The following is a 19,266-nucleotide window of genomic DNA, read 5'->3' as shown; positions in this document are numbered from 1 at the left end:
TCTTTTCAACTATATTTCTTGCTAGAGAGAGAAGGACACACTAGAATTTGGTGACTTCGGCTTATCATTCCCATATCAAGTAGGGTAGAATTTAGCACCTTGTCAAGGGACAGGTTGCTAAGGCTTCATCGGGTCTATTCCCTCTGCCTTTCTCTATAAGCGATGCTAAGTTAGAACATTTCTTTTTGATATGCAAATTTTTTATAAAAGTGCATCTATTTTTTATATTCTACTAAGGATAGAAATGTTTTATTTCTTTCTTTTCATTGGAAAGGAGGGTGAAATCACGCATTGGTATCTCACCCTCTATGCCTTTAACTCACCAGGAGTTTGTAACCTTTTCCGTGGACATTGACGATTTCAACCTTGCTGTCTTCTCTTAGGTATTTACGAAGTTTGCTCAGGAATACGTCCATACTTCTACCTGTGAAGTAATTGTCGTCATGCCATATTTTTAATAAAGCTTCTTCCCTAGTCAAAACATCATTCTTTTTTAAACAAAGTAGGCGAAGTAATTCAGCCTCTTTTGTCGATAGTTTTTGCATCTGACCTTTGTAAGAAATCTGCTGACTTGTATAGTCGAAAAAGTAATCTCCAATTTCAAACTTATCTGCAACTACTTCATCCTCTTTATCTCTGACACTTCGTTTCAATAAAGCATTAATCCGAAGAAGTAACTCCTCAACACGGAAAGGTTTTGTGATATAATCATCTCCACCCAATTCAAACGCTTCTGTCTTGTCCTCCATCATGCCTTTTGCAGTGGCGAAGATAATCGGTACGGTACTATTTGTTTTTCTGATCTCACGGCCCACGGTAAAACCGTCTTTTTTAGGCATCATGACATCGAAAATGCATAAATCATAATCATTTTTTTTGAACTGGGAAACGGCTTCGTCTCCATCAATACAGAGCGTAACGTCAAATTTTCCCTTTAATTCGAGATAGTCCTTTAAAAGATCCCCCAAATTGGGATCATCCTCTGCTAATAATATCTTTTGCATAATGAATCTATTAATTTTCACTAATGTTCCCTGAATATACAAAAAAGGAACGTGTTATTTTTTTACGGGCAAAATTACTTCAAAGGTTGTGCCCTTATCTTTCTCACTTTTTACGGTGATTCTTCCATTGAGTCTTCTCAAAATATCCTGAACATAACTTAAGCCCAGACCAAAACCTTTAACGTTGTGGACATTTCCGGTGGGGATACGATAAAATTGATCGAATATCTTTTGAAGGTGATCCCTACTCATGCCGATTCCGTTGTCTGCGATGGTGATAACAATGTTATCGCCAATATTTTTAGAACCGATATTTACATGTAGATCTCCTTTACTGTACTTAATTGCATTGTCCATTAGATTGTAAAATACATTGGAGAAATGCAGCTCATCTCCGACAACAATATCTTTTGTCGCGGCGAGATCGATACTGAATTTTCCGCCGATATTCTGCATCCGGAGCTGCATACTGTCTGTGACAGCGGCTACAAGGTCATTGATATGGACATCTTCACGATCAAGTTTTAATGTTTCTTTCTCCAGTTTTGCTAAGTCTAATACCCGCTCAATATGATTTCCGAGGCGAACATTCTCATCGTAAATGATATTGGCCAATTTCTGTACACGTTTGTGGTCCGCATTGATGTCCGGATCCTTGAGTGATTCACTGGCGATCATAATCGTGGCCACAGGAGTTTTAAACTCATGGGTCATGTTATTAATGAAGTCAGTTTTCATCTCAGATACCTTCTTTTGTCTAAAGATAATGATGAGAGTATAAGCAAAACATCCGACCAATAGAAACAAAAGGGTGAGCATAGGAAGTAGCAAGTAGCTCATGTTGTCTGCTATGATTGCTTTTTTGTTGGGGAAGTATATGGTCAGCTTGCCCGGCGCAGCGCCAACATCGCCTTTAAAAAGAGCTGTAGAATACTTTGTGGTATTTATGGGATTGTTTAGTTCGGCCTCATTGAGAATATTATTTAGCAAAATATTGCTGGTGCTCCATATCTCGATATTAAACGGTGCCTTGATGTCACGATGGATCAATTCTTCCTTTAGGAGTTCTTGGACAATAATAATGTTCAACCGATCCTTAAGTGGTCTTTTCGCCAATTCCATTCCGATAGCGACATCTTCGATGTAATCAGCTTTTTTACCACCAAGCATGGCAACAGAATCGTAAACATTGAAACCGTAGCCTGCATTTTTTTTCGACAGTTTATTTAATTTGGTTTCTAACTCAAAAATTCGTTTCGACAGCTTTGGGTTAGACCTTGGGGGAAGAGCGATGATACTTTTTGCAAGCAACCTTTTGAAATCATCGATATGAACAACTAGAAACCGAGTACTATCGTCTTTCCCTTCTACACGTGGAATCGTTTTTGTTGCGGAAACAAGAATATCTTCTTGGTAATATAGTCCACTTGTTGGGGTTTTAACGATATTAATTTCAACGAGATCTTGGTATTGTGTTCGTTTGACATAGGTTTCGTAAAACCAGTTTTCAATATTAATAATATTTGGATAGGTTGCTTTTAATCTATCTTCTTCTAATTTATATTTTTGATATATATGGTCCAATTTGCCTCTCAGGTCCTCAATCTGAGTTTGCAGTTGCAGCTGTTCGGTCAACTGTTGTTGCTTTGCCTGCTCCTGTTTGGATTTTTCGATATTACGCTCCTGTTGTACTTTTGCGAAATCTACAACTTCACGTCGCTCGAGCTTTCCGGCAACAGCAGTAAGCGCGGCATTGACGGACTCGTCAAAGAGCTGTGATTTTTGACGGTAGGAATCTCGTAGAAAATAGAATTGCATAGCCAATACCCCGATTAGTGCCAAAGACATTAGTCCAATGATTAATACAATACTATTTTTCTTCATGAAATTATGTTTTGCAAATATATATTTTCAATAGCATAATGAGCTCATTACATGCTGTGATTCTGAGCCATTCCCACATCCCATCTGCTGCTTTAGTTGAATTGTTACAAATATAAAGATGCTAACTTGTTTTGGAGTTGTTTTAACAATGTTTAACAGCAATTGCTTTAAATCTTGGTTATGTTGTTGTAAATTAGAAGTTAAAATAGATTATGTTATGAAAACTTATGTATTATCATTGGCATTGTCTTTTACAGTGGGGATTGCTTTCGGTCAGATCAAGCTAAAAGAGCATCGTCCGTTACTGCAGGATAAACAATCCAAGATGCCAGTCCTTGGCTTAGATACCACATCGGCTAAGTATAATATGCCTGTTCAGAAATTCAAAAAGCTGGATGGTCTGGCACCTATGCCGGGAACAGAAAAATCACCCAAGAGAAGGAAATCACAACAGGATACATTGCCGTTTAAACTATTGGAAGATAGTTTGAAAGTGAAAGATTTCAAATTAAAGATTGACTCTTTATATCCCAAGAAATAAAAAAGGAAAGGCATTCTCATCATGAGAATGCCTTTCCTTTTTATGATCCTATTTCTTACAACTGAGAAACACGGATTGTATTTGTTTTGCCTTTTTCAATTAACGGAGTTGATGCCGTATTGATGATAATTGATCCCGGTTTAACATAGTTGTTTTTTACGATAAATCTATTGACATCATGGATAGAACCGTCCGTACTTTCAAATTTGTCATAGATAAATGTTTTCACACCCCAAAGCAAACTCAATTGTTTCAATAGTTTTTCTGTTCCAGTAAATACTAAGATGTCTACGTTGGGTCTGTAGCTTGTAATTTCAAATGCTGTTGCTCCAGAAGAAGTCAACACAGCGATTGCTGAGGCATTTGTTTTTTGAGCAAGATAAACTGAAGAAGCGCAAATCGCGTCTGGAATAAGCGTTCCGTCGTGGATTTCACTAACTTTCTCATTATAATAAGGATAAGAAGTTTGTTCCACGTGGATAATAATCTTACTCATTGTTTCGATTACAATCTCAGGGAATTCACCCACAGAAGTCTCGCCACTTAGCATCACTGCATCTGCACCATCCAATACTGAATTGGCAACATCGTTTACTTCAGCACGAGTAGGACGAGGTGTCGTAATCATGCTCTCTAGCATTTGCGTAGCAATAATTACAGGTTTTGAAAGGTCTCTACATTTTTGGACGATGATCTTCTGAAGTCCTGGTACCTCTTCCATTGGAAGTTCAACACCCAAGTCGCCACGAGCAACCATGACAGCGTCGGTAGCTTCGATGATTGCATCGATGTTTTCGATTGCTTCGGGCTTTTCTACTTTCGCGATTACGCGTGCATGGCTTCCTTTTGCGGCAATGATTTCTTTACATTGTGCAATATCTTCTGCAGAACGAACGAATGACATCGCGATCCAGTCAGCTCCGTGATCCAACGCAAAGTTTAAGTTATCTAAATCTTCTTCAGTCAATGAAGGGATAGATACTTTGGTGTTTGGTAAGTTTACGCCTTTACGTGAAGTAAGCACACCGCCATGCACTACTTCACAAGTAACAGTGTCCTTATGGTTGGTCTCTAAAACACGAAGTTGAAGTTTTCCGTCATCAAGTAATATGATTTCGTTGGCTTCAACATCGTTTGGAAAGTTTTCGTATGTAATGTAGATTCTGTTTTCGTCTCCAATGAGTTCATGTGTGGTAATTTCAACTTTTGAACCATTTACGAGAACAGCTCCACCTTCTTTCATTTTTCCGATCCGAATCTTTGGACCTTGTAAGTCAGCTAAGATGGCAACATTGAATCCGGTTTCATTATTTATTGCATTTATAGTTTCGATTACCTTAAGGTGATCTGCCTGGCTGCCATGAGAGAAATTCAACCGACACACATCAACCCCTTTGGCAATCATGTTGGTCAAAACTTGTTTGTCTGCCGAAGCAGGGCCTAATGTTGCGACAATTTTAGTCCTTTTTTGAACTTTTTCCATCTGTTATTTTGTATTTTTAATGTTCTTCATTTATGACAACAAACGGCAAGCCGTATTGTTGTCTTTTGTCAAAACTAAATCGAATTAATTTAGATTTAGAGTTAGGTGTATTTGCTACACTAACCTACAGTCTGCTAAAATATGAGATTTTCTTTAGATTTCAATATTTTTGGTGATATTTCTTTTGCAATGACCACTTCCGGTAATTTGCTGATCCTTTTGATTATATGTTCAACATCGTCTTCGCAGATGTAATTTTTGATGATGACAAAGAAATCAAAATGGGGGTTTTCGGGAATTAAAAAGGTTCCTTCAATACTTTTATTGTTAATAAGAAAATATTCTGTATCGGAATCCGGACTGAGATAATGAAAAGCAGTGAAGTGATAGCTTATTTTTTTCTTTACGTCAAAGATGATGTGATATTCAAGCTCTTCTTCTGATTTATTTTTCGGGCGACCATCATGGTCGTATTTGCTCTCTTTGCCTCTGGAAAAATCCAGGTTTGTCACTTTATTGATAAAATGGCAGAGGCGGTAATCTTTAAGCGGGCAGGTGATGGCGAGTAGGGTGAAATCTAACTCTTCATCCATATCCATGTCTAACCTTGCTACTAACTTATTGACCACTTTTTTTATAAAATATATATCCTTATGCTAACGAAGGTACTAATAATTTTAAGGTGGGAATATACTTTTTGTGTAAAATTTGAGTTAATTAGCTGAGCGTTTGGAATACAAAATAATTTTTGTTATACTTGAACTAAGTTAATATAGAGTGGGTTAGCTAGTATAAGACGCGAATAAGTTCGGTCGCCTAACATGGTGACTTTCATCTAAATATCAATTTAGGTTTGAATTTTGATGAAATTTATTTTTCTTTGCACAGATTTATTAAACAATTAAACTATAAAATCATGTCAGATATCGCTTCAAGAGTAAAAGCAATTATCGTTGAAAAATTAGGTGTAGACGAAAACGAAGTAACACCAGAAGCTTCATTCACTAATGATTTAGGTGCTGATTCACTTGACACTGTTGAGTTGATCATGGAGTTTGAAAAAGAATTCAACGTTGCTATTCCTGATGATCAAGCAGAGACTATTGGTACTGTTGGTCAAGCAATCGCTTATTTAGAAAAAAACGTTAACTAACTAATTTAATTAGGCTAATCGTAATAAATGGAGCTTAAAAGAGTAGTAGTAACAGGATTAGGCGCCCTTACACCAATTGGTAATACCGTCTCAGAATACTGGGAGGCGTTAATAAATGGTGTAAGCGGAGCTGCTCCTATTACGCATTTTGATGCGTCAAAATTCAAAACTCAGTTTGCGTGTGAGGTAAAGGGGTTTGATCCACATGATTTCATGGATCGTAAGGAAGCTCGTAAAGTCGATCCTTTTGTACAGTATGCAATTGCGTCTACTGATGAGGCAATTAAAGATGCTGGCTTAGATTTTGAAAAATTAGATACAAATCGTATCGGAGTAATATGGGGCTCAGGAATTGGAGGTCTGACAACTTTTACAGAAGAAGTTGCCAACTTTGCAAAGGGAGATGGAACACCACGTTTCAATCCTTTCTTTATTCCTAAGATGCTCGTTGATATTGCTCCAGGACATATTTCAATGCGTCATGGCCTTCGCGGTCCTAACTTTTCAGCAGTATCGGCCTGTGCCTCTGCTACCAATGCAATGATTGATGCTTTCAACTATATTCGTATGGGAAAAGCAGATGTGATTGTTGCCGGTGGATCAGAAGCTACAGTTAATGAGGCTGGAATCGGTGGATTCAACGCTATGCATGCTTTGTCAACAAGAAATGATGATCCCAAAACAGCTTCTCGTCCTTTTGATAAAGACAGAGATGGTTTTGTTTCGGGTGAAGGTTCAGGTGCCTTGATCTTAGAAAGCTTAGAGCATGCCTTAGCACGTGGTGCAAAAATCTATGCAGAGATTGCAGGTGGTGGAATGAGTGCAGATGCACACCATATCACAGCTTCGCATCCAGAAGGATTGGGTGCCAAACTGGCAATGACAATGGCTGTCAATGATGCGGAGATGGATTTTTCAGATATTGATTATATCAATGTCCATGGAACATCTACACCGGTCGGCGATATCAGTGAAACAAAGGCTATTGTTGACCTGTTTGGTGAACACGCATATAAATTGAATATCAGTTCAACTAAATCAATGACTGGACACCTTTTGGGTGCTGCAGGGGCTATAGAAACTATCGCTTCTATCTTGGCTGTGCAAAATGATATTGTCCCACCGACAATCAATCACTTCACAGATGATCCGGAAATTGATAATAAATTGAATTTTACATTCAACAAAGCGCAAAAACGTACAGTGAATGCGGCGTTGAGTAATACATTTGGATTCGGTGGCCACAATGCTACCGTGATTGTAAAAAAATATAAAGCTTAATGTTTGATCCTTCAAACATGGTTTGGTAATATGAGCTAGCGACAGGTTCTTTAATTAGAACTTGTCGCCTTATTTTTAGATGAGATGCCTTTTTCAAGGATATACAAGTTATATATTTCGCCGGATCGGGAATATGTTAAGAAGCTAAAAAACCTATTAGGTTTTATTCCCGGGAATGTGCATTTGTACAAGATGGCATTTAGACATAAGTCTGTTGCCGTAACAATCAAAGAAGGAGCTAAGAACAGTAATGAGCGCTTGGAGTTCTTGGGTGATGCTGTTTTAGGTTCTGTCGTTGCTGAATTATTGTTCAAGAAATATCCGTATAAAGACGAAGGTTTCCTAACTGAGATGCGTTCCAAAATCGTGAGCCGTGCAAACCTGAACCAACTTTCCAGAAAACTAGGATTCAACGAAATGATACAGTTCGATGCCCGAATGATCAGTTTCCCGAATAAACAAGGATCGTTGTTAGGTGATGCATTTGAAGCGCTGATTGGTGCCGTGTATCTGGACAAAGGCTATGTGTTCACAAAAAGCTTTCTCCTAAACCGTATTATTAAACCACATGTTGATATCCAACTACTGGAGCAGACCGAAACTAATTTCAAAAGTCGGTTGATCGAATGGTGTCAGCATACCGGAAAAGAAATCCTATTTCAACAAACGGATAATCCGGAAGGTGAATCTTCGAAGATGTTTAGTGTAGAGGCTGTTGTGGATGGTGTTGTGTGTGGCCTGGGGCGCGATTTTAATAAAAAGTCAGCCGAGAAATTAGCAGCGGAAAAAGCCTGCGAATTTCTCAAGATCCTGGAAGTAGAATAAAGGATTTTTATTCTTTAATTTATTTAGTCCCCGCTAAATATTAACTTTGCCGGATATGGCAACAGTAAAACCTTCTTTGGCGAAAGGAACCCGTGATTTTTCGCCTTCCGAAATGATCAAACGTAATTATATTTTTGACACATTGAAAGCTGTGTTTAAAAAATATGGTTACAATGAAATACAGACGCCTTCATTTGAGAATTTAACAACCTTAACAGGTAAATACGGTGATGAAGGTGATAAATTGATCTTTAAGATCCTTAACTCCGGAGACTATTTGACAAAAGCTCCAGATAGCCTACTACAAGATAAAAATTCGAATAAGCTAATTCCTCATATTTCTGAAAAAGCGCTAAGATATGATCTGACAGTGCCTTTTGCGCGTTATGTTGTGATGCATCAGAATGAGATCTCCTTACCATTTAAGCGTTTTCAGGTACAACCGGTTTGGCGGGCTGATAAACCGCAAAGAGGCCGTTACCGCGAATTTTACCAATGTGATGTCGATGTGGTGGGGTCAACCAGTTTATTGAATGAAGCTGAATTTATTCTGATTTATCAAGAGGCTTTCGAACGTTTTGGATTGAAAGATTTTAATATTAAAATCAACAACCGGAAGATACTTTCTGGTATCGCCGAAATTATCGGAAAGCCAGAACTTATTGTCGATATGACTGTCGCCATTGATAAGCTGGATAAAATTGGATTGGATGGGGTCAATAAAGAGCTGTTGGAAAGAGGTTTTACCGAAGCTGATCTGAATCTGTTGAAACCGATCATCTTATTGGAAGGTTCAAATGGGGAGAAACTTGCGTCGTTAAAATCTATCTTGGCCGACTCTTCAATTGGTTTGACAGGTATTGCTGAAATAGAGGAGGTCTTTGATTATATAAGCAAATTGAGTGCTGATACGGAACTATTGACTCGTATTATCGATCTGGATATTACGTTGGCGCGAGGTCTCAATTATTATACAGGCTGTATTTTCGAGGTAAAGACAAATGAAGTAGCTATGGGAAGTATTGGTGGTGGTGGCCGCTATGACGACCTTACAGGAATGTTCGGATTAAAGGATCTGACAGGAGTGGGCGTCTCATTCGGTGCTGATCGTATATACGATGTATTGGAAGAACTAAATTTATTCCCAGCAAATAAAGCGGATTCTACCAAGCTATTGATTATCAATTTTGATAAACAACTTGAAACCTATACACTAGGTTTGCTCAATAAACTTCGTAAAGAAGATATTGCTGTAGAACTATATGCCGCTCCAGTGAAGTTGAAAAAGCAGATGGGTTATGCCGATGGAAAAGGAATCCCTTATGTGTTATTGGTTGGAGATGAAGAGGTTTCATCCGGTCAATTATCACTCAAGGACATGGAAAGTGGGGAGCAGGTGAAGGTTACCGAAAGTGAACTTATCCAAAAACTGCGCTAACAAACAATTTATATAAAATAGATAAAGCCAAATGATTATTAAGTCGTTTGGCTTTTTTATTTTCATAAGTTTTTGATTTATTTGATTGTGCCGTTCATTTATTTGCTGAAAAATGCTATATACTTTAAATCAAATGTCTTAGAAGTGTCTTAAAGTATAAATAAAATTGATTTTTGACCAAGGAAATTCATCCAAAATTATTAGATTTGTAGTCTAGAATTGTAAGAAAATCAAAACTTTGAAATGAGTTCAACACCTATAACAAAAGAGACATATTTGGAGTGGTATAAGTCTATGTTACTTATGCGTAAGTTTGAAGAAAAAGCAGGTCAACTTTACGGACAGCAAAAGATTCGTGGTTTCTGTCACTTGTACATAGGACAAGAGGCAGTAGTCGCTGGAACGATGTCGGTTATCAAACCTGAGGATTCTTTAATCACTGCTTATCGTGATCACGCCCACGCTTTGGCTAAAGGCGTTTCTGCAAATGCTTGTATGGCTGAATTATATGGAAAGATCACTGGTTGTTCAAAAGGTAAAGGAGGCTCAATGCACTTCTTTTCTAAAGAACATAAATTCATGGGTGGCCATGGTATTGTCGGTGGTCAGATTCCTTTAGGTGCTGGTATCGCATTTGCTGAGAAATATCTTGGTACAGATAATGTAAATATCTGTTATATGGGCGATGGAGCTGTACGTCAAGGTGCATTCAACGAAACACTAAACATGGCGATGTTGTGGAAACTCCCAGTTATCTTCGTGTGTGAAAACAACGGTTATGCGATGGGTACTTCTGTACAACGTACAACTAACATGCAGGACATTTACAAAATGGGATTAGGTTTTGATATGCCTTCTGCTCCTGTAGACGGAATGGATGTTGTTGCTGTACACAACGCAATGGACGAAGCTGTTCAACGTGCTCGTGCTGGCGAAGGTCCTACATTCTTAGAAATCCGTACTTACCGTTATAAAGGACACTCAATGTCTGACCCGGCGAAATATCGTACGAAAGAGGAATTGGAAGCGTATAAAGATCGCGATCCATTATTGGCTACGAAACATGCTATTTTGGAAAACAAATATGCAGATGATGCTTGGTTTGCTGAGGTTGAGGCTGATGTGAAAAAAGTAGTTGATGAGTCGGTGAAATTTGCGGAAGATTCTCCTTATCCAACTGCAGATGAATTGTACAAAGATGTTTATGTACAACAAGACTATCCATTTATTTTAGATTAATACTCTTTAACTTGATAATATAATACAGAATGGCTGAAGTAGTAAGAATGCCCAAAATGAGCGACACAATGACCGAAGGGGTCATCGCAAAATGGCACAAAAATGTTGGTGATAAAGTAAATTCTGGTGATCTGGTAGCTGAAATTGAAACAGATAAAGCTACAATGGACTTTGAGTCTTACCAAGAAGGTACTCTTTTATATATTGGCCCTAAAGAAGGTGAAGCAGTAGCTATTGATGCTGTTATTGCTGTTTTGGGTGAACCCGGTGAAGATTTCCAAGCTTTGTTGAGCGGTGATGCTCCGGCAGCTGAGAAAGCGCCAGAAAAAACTGAAGAAAAAAAAACCGAAGAAGTTTCTGGTCCAGAATCTTCGGCTAACACAGTTACAGCTGAAGAATTGGGATGTACTGTGATCACAATGCCATTGTTGAGTGATACCATGAAAGAAGGTGTTATTGCACAATGGAATTTCAAAGTTGGTGACACGATCAAATCTGATGACGCTATCGCTGATGTAGAAACAGATAAAGCTACAATGGAAGTTACAGCTTATGCTGATGGTACATTGTTGTACGTTGGTCTTGAAGCTGGAGAAGCAGCAAAAGTAAATGATATTATTGCTATTGTTGGTCCTGCGGGAACTGATATTACACCTTTATTGAATCAAAAATCTGCTCCTGCAAAAGCGGAAACTGCAGAAGCACCTAAAGCTGATTCAGCACCTACTGCAACTGCAGCTCCAGTATCATCTGCTGCAAATGATGATGCTCGTGTAAAGGCTTCTCCATTAGCACGTAAGATTGCAAAAGACAAAGGTATCAACTTGAGCGATATCAAAGGATCAGCAGATGGTGGTCGTATCGTGAAAAAAGATGTTGAATCTTTTGTTCCTGCTGCGGCGAAACCTGCTACAACAGCAGCTGCAGCGGCTCCTGCTACAGAGACAAAAGCAATTACTTTACCTACGTATGTTGGTGAAGAACGTTATACAGAGAAACCTGTCAACCAAATGCGTAAGACAATCGCGCGCCGTTTGGCAGAGTCATTGTTTACAGCACCTCATTTTTACTTGACAGTTTCTATCGATATGGATAATGCAATGGTTGCTCGTGCGCAAATCAATGAGATCGCTCCAGTAAAAGTATCATTCAATGATATCGTGGTGAAAGCCGTTGCTGTCGCGTTGAAAAAACACCCAGCAGTGAATTCGTCTTGGCAAGGAGATAAAATCCGTTTCAACGAACATACCAACATTGGTGTGGCTATGGCTGTTGAAGATGGTTTGTTAGTTCCTGTAGTACGTTTTGCAGATGGTAAATCATTATCTCACATCTCTGCAGAGGTGAAAGATTTTGCTCAAAAAGCGAAAGCTAAAAAATTACAACCAGCGGATTGGGAAGGATCTACTTTCACAGTTTCCAACTTGGGAATGTTTGGAATAGATGAGTTTACATCTATCATTAACTCTCCTGATGGAGCTATTCTTTCAGTAGGAGCTATCCAAGCTGTTCCTGTTGTGAAAAATGGTGCTGTAGTTCCTGGTAACGTAATGAAAGTAACTTTGGGCTGTGACCACCGTGTGGTAGATGGCGCAACAGGTGCTGCATTTTTACAGACTTTAAAAGCATTGGTAGAAAATCCAGTTAGATTACTAGCATAGATTCCGCAAGCCAATAAAATATTAGCCACTTTAGTAATAAAGTGGCTTTTTTTGTTCTAAAAATTCGTTTTTTTATACTAAAATCTTCATTTTAGCATTATTATCTTTATACGCGATTCTTTATTGAAAATCAAAAAGAATACACATTAATCAGAGTAGGAGTGGGGGACTAGCGATGTAAAGATCGTGTAAAAAATGAGGTACAAAATTGGCTTAGTGAAATAGGCAAACATAACACAATATAGAAAATCCAGGAGAAGCATTACGTGAAATTATTTTTTTTAAAGGGAATGGTAGCTCTTTTGTTCGTATCTACAATCGCTTGTAGTTCAAAAGAGAAAAAACAAAAAGAGGCGGCGATAGCACAAGCAAAAATAGATAGTACAAGACTCATTTACAATCCCCAGGATGCAGATCCAAAGATTGACGCCTTTATGAAAAACTTACATTCAAAGGCTGCATTCAATGGAAACGTGCTAGTGGCTAAGGATGGAAAAATTCTATATCAAAATACTTTTGGTTGGGCCAATTACCTGAAGCGCGATAGCTTGGCAATTGATGATAAATTTGAACTGGCTTCAGTCACCAAACCAATAACGGCTGTAGGTATATTGAAGTTGGTCGAAGCGGGAAAATTACGTCTGGATCAGACGATCAATGATTTTTATCCTGATTTTCCGTACCCCGGTATTACTATTAAAATGCTATTGACCCACCGCTCAGGTTTACCTAACTATGTCTATTTTTCAGAAGACCACTGGCCTGATCGAAAAAAAGGAATGACGAACCAGGATGTTATGAAAATGCTGACCGAATTTAAGCCGAATAGATATGGTGCACCGGGTGGTCGTTTTTTCTATAATAATTCCAACTTTATGGTTTTAGGAGCTATTATCGAAAAGGTGTCGAAGCAGGATTATGCGACCTATATGAAAGATAGTGTTTTCAATGTTGCAGGTATGACGAATACCGCCGCGTTGTCTAAGGCTGTCTACGATAAGATTCCAACCAACGTTATAGGTCATGATAAGGTATGGCGCAGATCTGTTGTACAGAATTTTCAAGATGGCCCATTGGGAGACAAGGGAGTTTACAGTACAGTACGCGATTTATACCGCTTTGATCTGGCATTGCGGGATGGACGATTATTGAAGCAATCAACCTTGGATTCGGCTTATCGTGGCTATCCAGACGCAAAAAAAGGTATTTTTAGTTACGGCTATGGATGGCGGACATTTGAACATGGAAACGATCATATTGTCTATCATACGGGATGGTGGCACGGTTTTCGTCACATATATGTACGGGATCTGAAAAGGAATATTGTGATTGTTCTACTTTCCAATATGACAAATGGTAGTTTGGTGAAGTTGGATGAACTTTATAAAATTTTGGGAATGCCAGTTTTACGTAAGAACGCCTATAGTACCCATGGCGATTTTATTATTGATGAATAGATCTATTCGTTTCATCATTTCAAAAAATTTAAGACTCCATACCGATGAAGGCTGTGTAAATGCCTTTGAACGGTATAATTGATGAACAAATAAGTATAAGGATGAAAAAGACATTAATCTTAGGCGCCAGTACGAACCCTTCGCGTTATTCAAATAAAGCAGCGAATATGCTCCGTAAGCACGGACATGATATTGTTAACATCGGTTTGAGCGGTGGGGAGTTGGCTGGTGAGCCCATCGAGAAGAAAGGTGAAGTGCATACTGATATAGACACAGTGACCATGTATCTTGGAGAGCAGAATCAAAAGGAGTATTATAACTATATTTTGGCTACAAAACCAAAACGTATAATCTTTAATCCAGGGGCTGAGAATGCTGAGTTAGAGCAGTTGGCTATGGAGAATGGTATTAAAACAGAAAGAGCCTGTACTCTGGTATTATTGAGCACAGGTCAGTTTTAGATTTTAGATTTCCTGAGCAATTCGACAGACAAATACTTTGTGATAAAATAATTTGTCAAACCGATCGTATTACTGTCCAGGTTTAAGCTCGATACTTTTATATCGCAATGTTCTTTTAATATCGCCATTGTATATGAATTGATCGCCTGTTGTATCGGGATCGTAATTAATTCATTGGCTTTGGCGATTTTGCCTCCAAGTACAATAAGTTCTGGATTGAGCAGCTGGATCAGGGAAGCGAAAGCTTTACCTAGATTTGTACCCAATTTAGAAATTTGGTTTATGGCAAATTGATCACCTTTATTAGCCGCCTCGATTACATGAGTTGGTGTTAGGTGATCTAATTCCTCCTTATGTAATTCATTGAGCTTGGTAAGTTCACCTTTTTGGATCTCCTGTTTTGCATTGTTGACCAAGGCAATTCCCGAAGCCACTGTTTCAAGACAACCTCTTTTCCCACAATAACACAATTCACCATTATCAATAAATGGCATATGGCCCACCTCGCCGGAATAACCATCCCGTCCGAGATAAACTTCACCATTGGAAACTATTCCAAGACCTATTCCCCAATCCATTAAAATAATGAGGCTATTTCTCGTGTTTTTGGCCAAACCAAATTTTAGTTCTGCATATGCGGCGCCTTTTACGTCATTGAGGATATAAACAGGTTTTCTGTATTTGTTCTCGAAGTAAGCTGTAATAGATTGCGATTTGTCATGCAGAAATGTTTCATTAGTTCCCTCCTCAGCGTTGATTAGGCCAGGCATGCTAATGATTAGTCCGGTTAAATTTTCGGTATCTACTAATTTTTCCAATAAATATTGATCGATAATCTGCGTAATATCGTAGAGATTATCGGCATTGCGTGATAATTCATTATCAAGTTCTACAGTTTCAGCAACTATATTTTGATTGTTGTCCATGATACTCATTGTAATGGAGAAGCGCTGCAACTCGATACATAACACTTGAAATAACCCATCACACAGCCGATATAGGTTTGGTTTGCGACCACCGATAGATTCTCCCTTGTCAAATTGACGGACAATATTGTCCTCCAATAGTTCAGCAATCAGGCTGTTGACCGTAGGAAGGCTTAGGGAGAGATTTTTTACAATGTCGTTTACTGATACAGATCCTAATTCGGCTATTAATTTGATAATAGAAAGTTTATTGAATAGATTTTTCTTTTCGGGTTTACTATCCAATTTTTTGTTAATCAGTAAGTTTACGGCTTTTGTCATAAAACATCATATTTTGAATTAGAATCCTAGAACCTTAATTTAATAAAAGTTTTGGAATCATTCGGTTATTTTTCTCACTTGTCAAACAAGCCGTTCTTTAAGAAAAAAGGGGATAAGATTCCTTATCCCCTTTTTTTACACTTGGTAAAACTATTTGAGTTTTTTTACTCGAATGTCTTTGAAGAATACTTCAGTTCCATGTCCCAGGAAACCAACATGGCCACTTGTACGTTTTAAACCTGGATGCTCTTTACCATCCAGCGTCCCATTTTTACTAGCTTCCGCAATATCAGCATCGACAATGACAGTACCGTTCAATGTTACTTTAATGCGATTGCCTTTTACATAGATTTCTTCGGAGTTCCACTCGCCCAATGGTTTTAAGTAACCTCTTTTAGCCGTTACCACACCATAGATAGAGCCATGATATTGATAAGGTTTTAAATCTTTATAGACATCGGCATCATTATCGAGAACCTGGATTTCCATTGCTTCATAAGCCGCATCACCTTCTAGTGGCGCGCGTATCCCCACACCATTGTTAGCTCCTGGTGTCAATTTGAAGTCAAAGCGATAGATAAAATCTGAGTACTCTTCTTTTGTATACAAGTTCCCGCCAAATTTAGCATTAGGGTATACCCAGATATAACCTTCATCATTGATGATGTATGCTTTGTTTTCAGTCCATTTGTCCAGATTTGTTCCGTCAAATAGCACTTCAAAACCATCTTTTTTCTCTTGGTCGCTTATTTTGAAGATCTGCTTTCTAGGGAATTCCTTGATGAAAAGATCTCTGTAGTAAACAACTGACCCATGAGCTTGGAGTTCGATCTGCTCTGTTGGGAAAATAGATTGATTTCTGTCCCAATAATTTTCCAGTGGAATATTATCGGTGACCAGTTGACCATTTAACCAAACTGTGACTTTATCGTCAACCATTTTGATTTTAAATGTATTCCATTCACCAGTAGCATTGTCAGCGACCTTGAGCGGTTTGCTTTCGTTTTTTTGGTTGTTGTACAATCCTCCTGAGCCTACTTGAGCACCAACTCTCGTGTTGGCGATATCCCAAATTTGTACTTGTGGAGTGCCTCTCAAGTAAATACCGGCATCACCCTCTATACCACCATAGTTCTCCAATTTCCAGTCTACAAGCATCTCAAAATCTCCATATTGTTTTATGGTAGCCAGATTATCTCCTTTTCCGCTAAAAACAATTTCTCCATTTGAGGCAGACCAACCCTTGCGCATGATCTCATCTGCTTTCGCTTGTTCGGTTGCCAGCGTTTTGGCGTTCATTTTACCTCGTTTTATTGGATCAGCAACTAATCCTTTCCAGCCGCTAAGGTCCTTACCATTGAAAAGTGATACATAACCCTCTTTTACTGGCATTTCAGAAAGATAACGAACAACAGCTTCTTTCAGGTAACCACTCTCGCTACCGGAAAGTTTGCCAATTACCTGTTCTAGTACTTCTCTGACTTTGCTACCATAGTATTTATTGTCCATGGCAATATTCATGGCTGTATTGGCAGCGGCTTCTCCCAACTGTGAATCAGCCATTTTATCCGCAGCAAAAATAAAAGCTTGATAAGTACCTGTTGGTTGAAGGGCAGAAAGTGCAGCTTTCTTCTGTTCTGCTGTTTTTGCAACACTAAATGCGTCACGCAATAAAAGTGTTTTTTGATCAGCCGTATTAGCCGAAGATGAAATAGATTTGATTAATCCTCTGTAAACCGTATTGAATAAGTTGTCATCTTTTTCTGTTCTTGATAAGGATACCAGTTTAGGAAGTGCATTAGCGGATGACCAACTTGACAACGATGTAATGGCTGCAGCCCTTAACTCCGGATTATTATTATTTAGGTAATTGCTGACTGCTTGTAACGATTGATCGTCACCAAGTCCAGCAAAAATAGGGAAATATTTTGCAGTACTCGGAGCGGCTGATTTTGAGATGTTTGCAGCTAATTTCCCTGTTAATCCTTTTGCATTAGGACTTGATTGAATAACATTGACAACTGCTTTCTGCAATAACGCTGCCGATTTTGGATCAGTTGTATTGTTCAGTCTATTGAAAAGTTCTTCAAGATCAGATTCTTGAGCAACATTGGGTAAAGCTTTATTTATCGCTTCCTCTACTGTTGGATTTGTTGTTTTAATCGCCAGAACAGCTTTTGAAGAAGCATTATTGGAGCGTTTGCTCAATATATCCAATAACTGAACTTTTTTGCTGTCATCGACAGAAGCGAGTGCAGTATTGACATCATTGATCACATTAGCATCCTTTGAAGACAGGATAAGGGCCTTAACAGAATTGTTGAATTCTTGATCTGCATCAAAGGCCTGTATTAGGGTATTGGTCTCTTTTCCTTGTGAAAGTGTGTTGATCGCGCTTAATCCTGCTAATTTTGTAACTGGCGAAGTCGTTTTGCCAACCAAGGCTTGGATTGCTTTTAAACTACTCGCGGAACCGTTATGTGCGAGATAGTTTAGGACGCTTTCCTGTACCTCTGGTGTACCCTTACTCGCTAGAGCGAGCAGGCTTTTCGCATCACTGCCTTTACCATATTTACCGAGCAATTGCAAGGCAAGGTTGCGGTATGCACCATTATCACTCTTTACAGCAGACAGTAGATTTTTTTGTTGCTTACTTGGATCGATGGCAGCCAATAATTTCAATGAAGCAAATTGTCCGTTGATGGATTTTACTTTTTGCGACTCCTGGAAGAATTTATTCAGGAATTTGATCGCATCTTGATCATGCTTATTGTCGATCAACGATTGCGCATAGTCAATACCTAGTCCGACAGCATCAAATTTATCGTAACTGTATGCCGCATCGTTCAATTTGTTTTGAAATAAAGAAGCCGAGGCTGTACCGCCAATTTTACTTAGTGCGATCAATGCGGTGCGTTGGAATGCATCGGAGTTATATTTTTTGGTGAAATCCAATATAGCGTTTTCCGCATTTGCAACCTTTAAATCGCCTAGTGCTGTAACAATAGCGATTGCGGTTTTTTCTGTCGTAGAAGCTGCTAGTGCTTTTTCCAAGGCCGTAGCTGACTCGTTGGTACGGATAGAGACCAAAGTTCTTGCGGCTGCATCAGCTAGATTATCGTTCGTTAAACAATTTGCCACAGCTGAGATTGCAGAGTTATCTGCGCACTGGCGGAGTAAACGTAAAGCGAAAACTTGATTTGTAGGCTCGCTCAGTTGTGCGATGGATTTTGCTAAACCTTCAACAAATACTTTTTTTTGCTGTTCTTTGCCAGTTTGATTTACATAAAAAGAATAGCTGTTGGCAGCAAATTCAATTGGAGCATTATTACTTCCTGGTGCTTTTAGACCTTTAAGGAAAGCAACGATGTCATCGGAAGAAAATCCTTCCAGCTCATGCATGGCGAGCAGGAACTTTTCTTTTTCCTCTGCGGGTTGCTGAGCCAGCACATCAGCTATTTTGGTAGCTGTGGTTCTATTTTGCGGTTGCTGGGCATATGAGGCGCTCGAGATGAGAAGCAATACAGCCAGCGAATTAAATATCTTTTTCATTGAGATTATTTATCTTTTATCGGCATGAAGCTACCATGAT

15 protein-coding genes and 1 riboswitch are annotated in these 19,266 nt (G+C 38.7%); of the genes, 9 read left to right on the top strand and 6 right to left on the bottom strand.

The window, feature by feature from the left end; all coding sequences use genetic code 11:
* Positions 1-58: 58 nt before the first annotated feature.
* Positions 59-162: riboswitch (SAM riboswitch) on the bottom strand.
* 152 nt (positions 163-314) lie between these two features.
* Together AC07UV_RS05640 and AC07UV_RS05635 are read right to left on the bottom strand one after the other, a co-directional pair.
* Positions 315-1,004: a response regulator transcription factor gene (locus AC07UV_RS05640; protein WP_120261768.1), complete on the bottom strand. Its 690-nt coding sequence runs from the start codon at positions 1,002-1,004 to the stop codon at positions 315-317.
* A gap of 54 nt (positions 1,005-1,058) precedes the next feature.
* On the bottom strand, positions 1,059-2,888 hold the full coding sequence (locus AC07UV_RS05635) for an ATP-binding protein (protein WP_282250761.1): 1,830 nt from the start codon (positions 2,886-2,888) through the stop codon (positions 1,059-1,061).
* A 217-nt stretch (positions 2,889-3,105) separates the two neighbouring features.
* On the opposite strand from AC07UV_RS05635, the gene AC07UV_RS05630 reads away from it, so the two are divergent.
* Complete coding sequence (locus AC07UV_RS05630) at positions 3,106-3,429, top strand: hypothetical protein (RefSeq protein ID WP_282250759.1); 324 nt, start codon at positions 3,106-3,108, stop codon at positions 3,427-3,429.
* Between the two features lie 55 nt (positions 3,430-3,484).
* On the opposite strand, the gene pyk is transcribed toward AC07UV_RS05630, so the two are convergent.
* Together pyk and AC07UV_RS05620 are read right to left on the bottom strand one after the other, a co-directional pair.
* The gene (pyk, locus tag AC07UV_RS05625; RefSeq protein ID WP_120261765.1) at positions 3,485-4,912 is read right to left on the bottom strand and encodes a pyruvate kinase; all 1,428 of its coding nucleotides are present in this window, start codon (positions 4,910-4,912) and stop codon (positions 3,485-3,487) included.
* Between the two features lie 134 nt (positions 4,913-5,046).
* Positions 5,047-5,541 carry an IPExxxVDY family protein gene (locus tag AC07UV_RS05620; RefSeq protein WP_282250756.1) on the bottom strand — a complete coding sequence of 165 codons (495 nt, stop codon included), beginning with the start codon at positions 5,539-5,541 and terminating at the stop codon, positions 5,047-5,049.
* 287 nt (positions 5,542-5,828) lie between these two features.
* On the opposite strand from AC07UV_RS05620, the gene AC07UV_RS05615 reads away from it, so the two are divergent.
* The 8 genes from AC07UV_RS05615 to AC07UV_RS05580 all read left to right on the top strand — a co-directional run bounded on the left by AC07UV_RS05615 (position 5,829) and on the right by AC07UV_RS05580 (position 14,427).
* Positions 5,829-6,065 (top strand): acyl carrier protein, encoded by a 237-nt coding sequence (locus AC07UV_RS05615; RefSeq protein WP_028070665.1) that lies wholly within the window; start codon positions 5,829-5,831, stop codon positions 6,063-6,065.
* Positions 6,066-6,092: 27 nt separating this feature from the next.
* Positions 6,093-7,346, top strand: a complete 1,254-nt coding sequence (gene fabF / locus AC07UV_RS05610; protein WP_495182986.1) for a beta-ketoacyl-ACP synthase II — start codon at positions 6,093-6,095, stop codon at positions 7,344-7,346.
* 84 nt (positions 7,347-7,430) lie between these two features.
* Positions 7,431-8,171: a ribonuclease III gene (rnc, locus tag AC07UV_RS05605; RefSeq protein WP_282250746.1), complete on the top strand. Its 741-nt coding sequence runs from the start codon at positions 7,431-7,433 to the stop codon at positions 8,169-8,171.
* 55 nt (positions 8,172-8,226) lie between these two features.
* A complete protein-coding gene (gene hisS / locus AC07UV_RS05600; RefSeq protein ID WP_495182985.1) occupies positions 8,227-9,609 on the top strand; it encodes a histidine--tRNA ligase in 1,383 nt (460 codons plus the stop codon).
* A 243-nt stretch (positions 9,610-9,852) separates the two neighbouring features.
* A complete protein-coding gene (gene pdhA / locus AC07UV_RS05595) occupies positions 9,853-10,848 on the top strand; it encodes a pyruvate dehydrogenase (acetyl-transferring) E1 component subunit alpha (RefSeq protein ID WP_259186816.1) in 996 nt (331 codons plus the stop codon).
* 29 nt (positions 10,849-10,877) lie between these two features.
* Positions 10,878-12,509: a dihydrolipoyl dehydrogenase family protein gene (locus AC07UV_RS05590; protein WP_495182984.1), complete on the top strand. Its 1,632-nt coding sequence runs from the start codon at positions 10,878-10,880 to the stop codon at positions 12,507-12,509.
* Positions 12,510-12,775: 266 nt separating this feature from the next.
* Entirely contained in the window at positions 12,776-13,966 is a 1,191-nt protein-coding gene (locus tag AC07UV_RS05585) for a serine hydrolase domain-containing protein (protein WP_495182983.1), read from the top strand.
* A 101-nt stretch (positions 13,967-14,067) separates the two neighbouring features.
* Positions 14,068-14,427, top strand: coding sequence for a CoA-binding protein (locus tag AC07UV_RS05580; protein ID WP_495182982.1), 360 nt, complete (start codon positions 14,068-14,070; stop codon positions 14,425-14,427).
* Here the strand turns inward: AC07UV_RS05580 and AC07UV_RS05575 are convergent.
* On the bottom strand, positions 14,424-15,674 hold the full coding sequence (locus AC07UV_RS05575; protein WP_495182981.1) for an ROK family protein: 1,251 nt from the start codon (positions 15,672-15,674) through the stop codon (positions 14,424-14,426). The genes AC07UV_RS05580 and AC07UV_RS05575 overlap by 4 nt on opposite strands.
* Before the next feature lie 150 nt (positions 15,675-15,824).
* Positions 15,825-19,226, bottom strand: a complete 3,402-nt coding sequence (locus AC07UV_RS05570) for a 3-keto-alpha-glucoside-1,2-lyase-like domain-containing protein (RefSeq protein ID WP_495182980.1) — start codon at positions 19,224-19,226, stop codon at positions 15,825-15,827.
* Between the last annotated feature and the right edge of the window lie 40 nt (positions 19,227-19,266).

The organism is Sphingobacterium sp. GW821-FHT03E03 (assembly GCF_059420745.1).
The sequence above is the reverse complement of the archived record's forward strand: the minus strand, read 5'-3'. Positions and strand labels throughout refer to the sequence as shown.

Bases quoted from the DNA above. Each gene is read 5' to 3' on its own strand.
- AC07UV_RS05640 (WP_120261768.1), bottom strand. From the start codon at position 1,004: ATGCAAAAGATATTATTAGCAGAGGATGATCCCAATTTGGGGGATCTT.
- AC07UV_RS05635 (WP_282250761.1), bottom strand. From the start codon at position 2,888: ATGAAGAAAAATAGTATTGTATTAATCATTGGACTAATGTCTTTGGCA.
- AC07UV_RS05630 (WP_282250759.1), top strand. From the start codon at position 3,106: ATGAAAACTTATGTATTATCATTGGCATTGTCTTTTACAGTGGGGATT.
- pyk (WP_120261765.1), bottom strand. From the start codon at position 4,912: ATGGAAAAAGTTCAAAAAAGGACTAAAATTGTCGCAACATTAGGCCCT.
- AC07UV_RS05615 (WP_028070665.1), top strand. From the start codon at position 5,829: ATGTCAGATATCGCTTCAAGAGTAAAAGCAATTATCGTTGAAAAATTA.
- fabF (WP_495182986.1), top strand. From the start codon at position 6,093: ATGGAGCTTAAAAGAGTAGTAGTAACAGGATTAGGCGCCCTTACACCA.
- rnc (WP_282250746.1), top strand. From the start codon at position 7,431: ATGCCTTTTTCAAGGATATACAAGTTATATATTTCGCCGGATCGGGAA.
- hisS (WP_495182985.1), top strand. From the start codon at position 8,227: ATGGCAACAGTAAAACCTTCTTTGGCGAAAGGAACCCGTGATTTTTCG.
- pdhA (WP_259186816.1), top strand. From the start codon at position 9,853: ATGAGTTCAACACCTATAACAAAAGAGACATATTTGGAGTGGTATAAG.
- AC07UV_RS05590 (WP_495182984.1), top strand. From the start codon at position 10,878: ATGGCTGAAGTAGTAAGAATGCCCAAAATGAGCGACACAATGACCGAA.
- AC07UV_RS05580 (WP_495182982.1), top strand. From the start codon at position 14,068: ATGAAAAAGACATTAATCTTAGGCGCCAGTACGAACCCTTCGCGTTAT.
- AC07UV_RS05575 (WP_495182981.1), bottom strand. From the start codon at position 15,674: ATGACAAAAGCCGTAAACTTACTGATTAACAAAAAATTGGATAGTAAA.
- AC07UV_RS05570 (WP_495182980.1), bottom strand. From the start codon at position 19,226: ATGAAAAAGATATTTAATTCGCTGGCTGTATTGCTTCTCATCTCGAGC.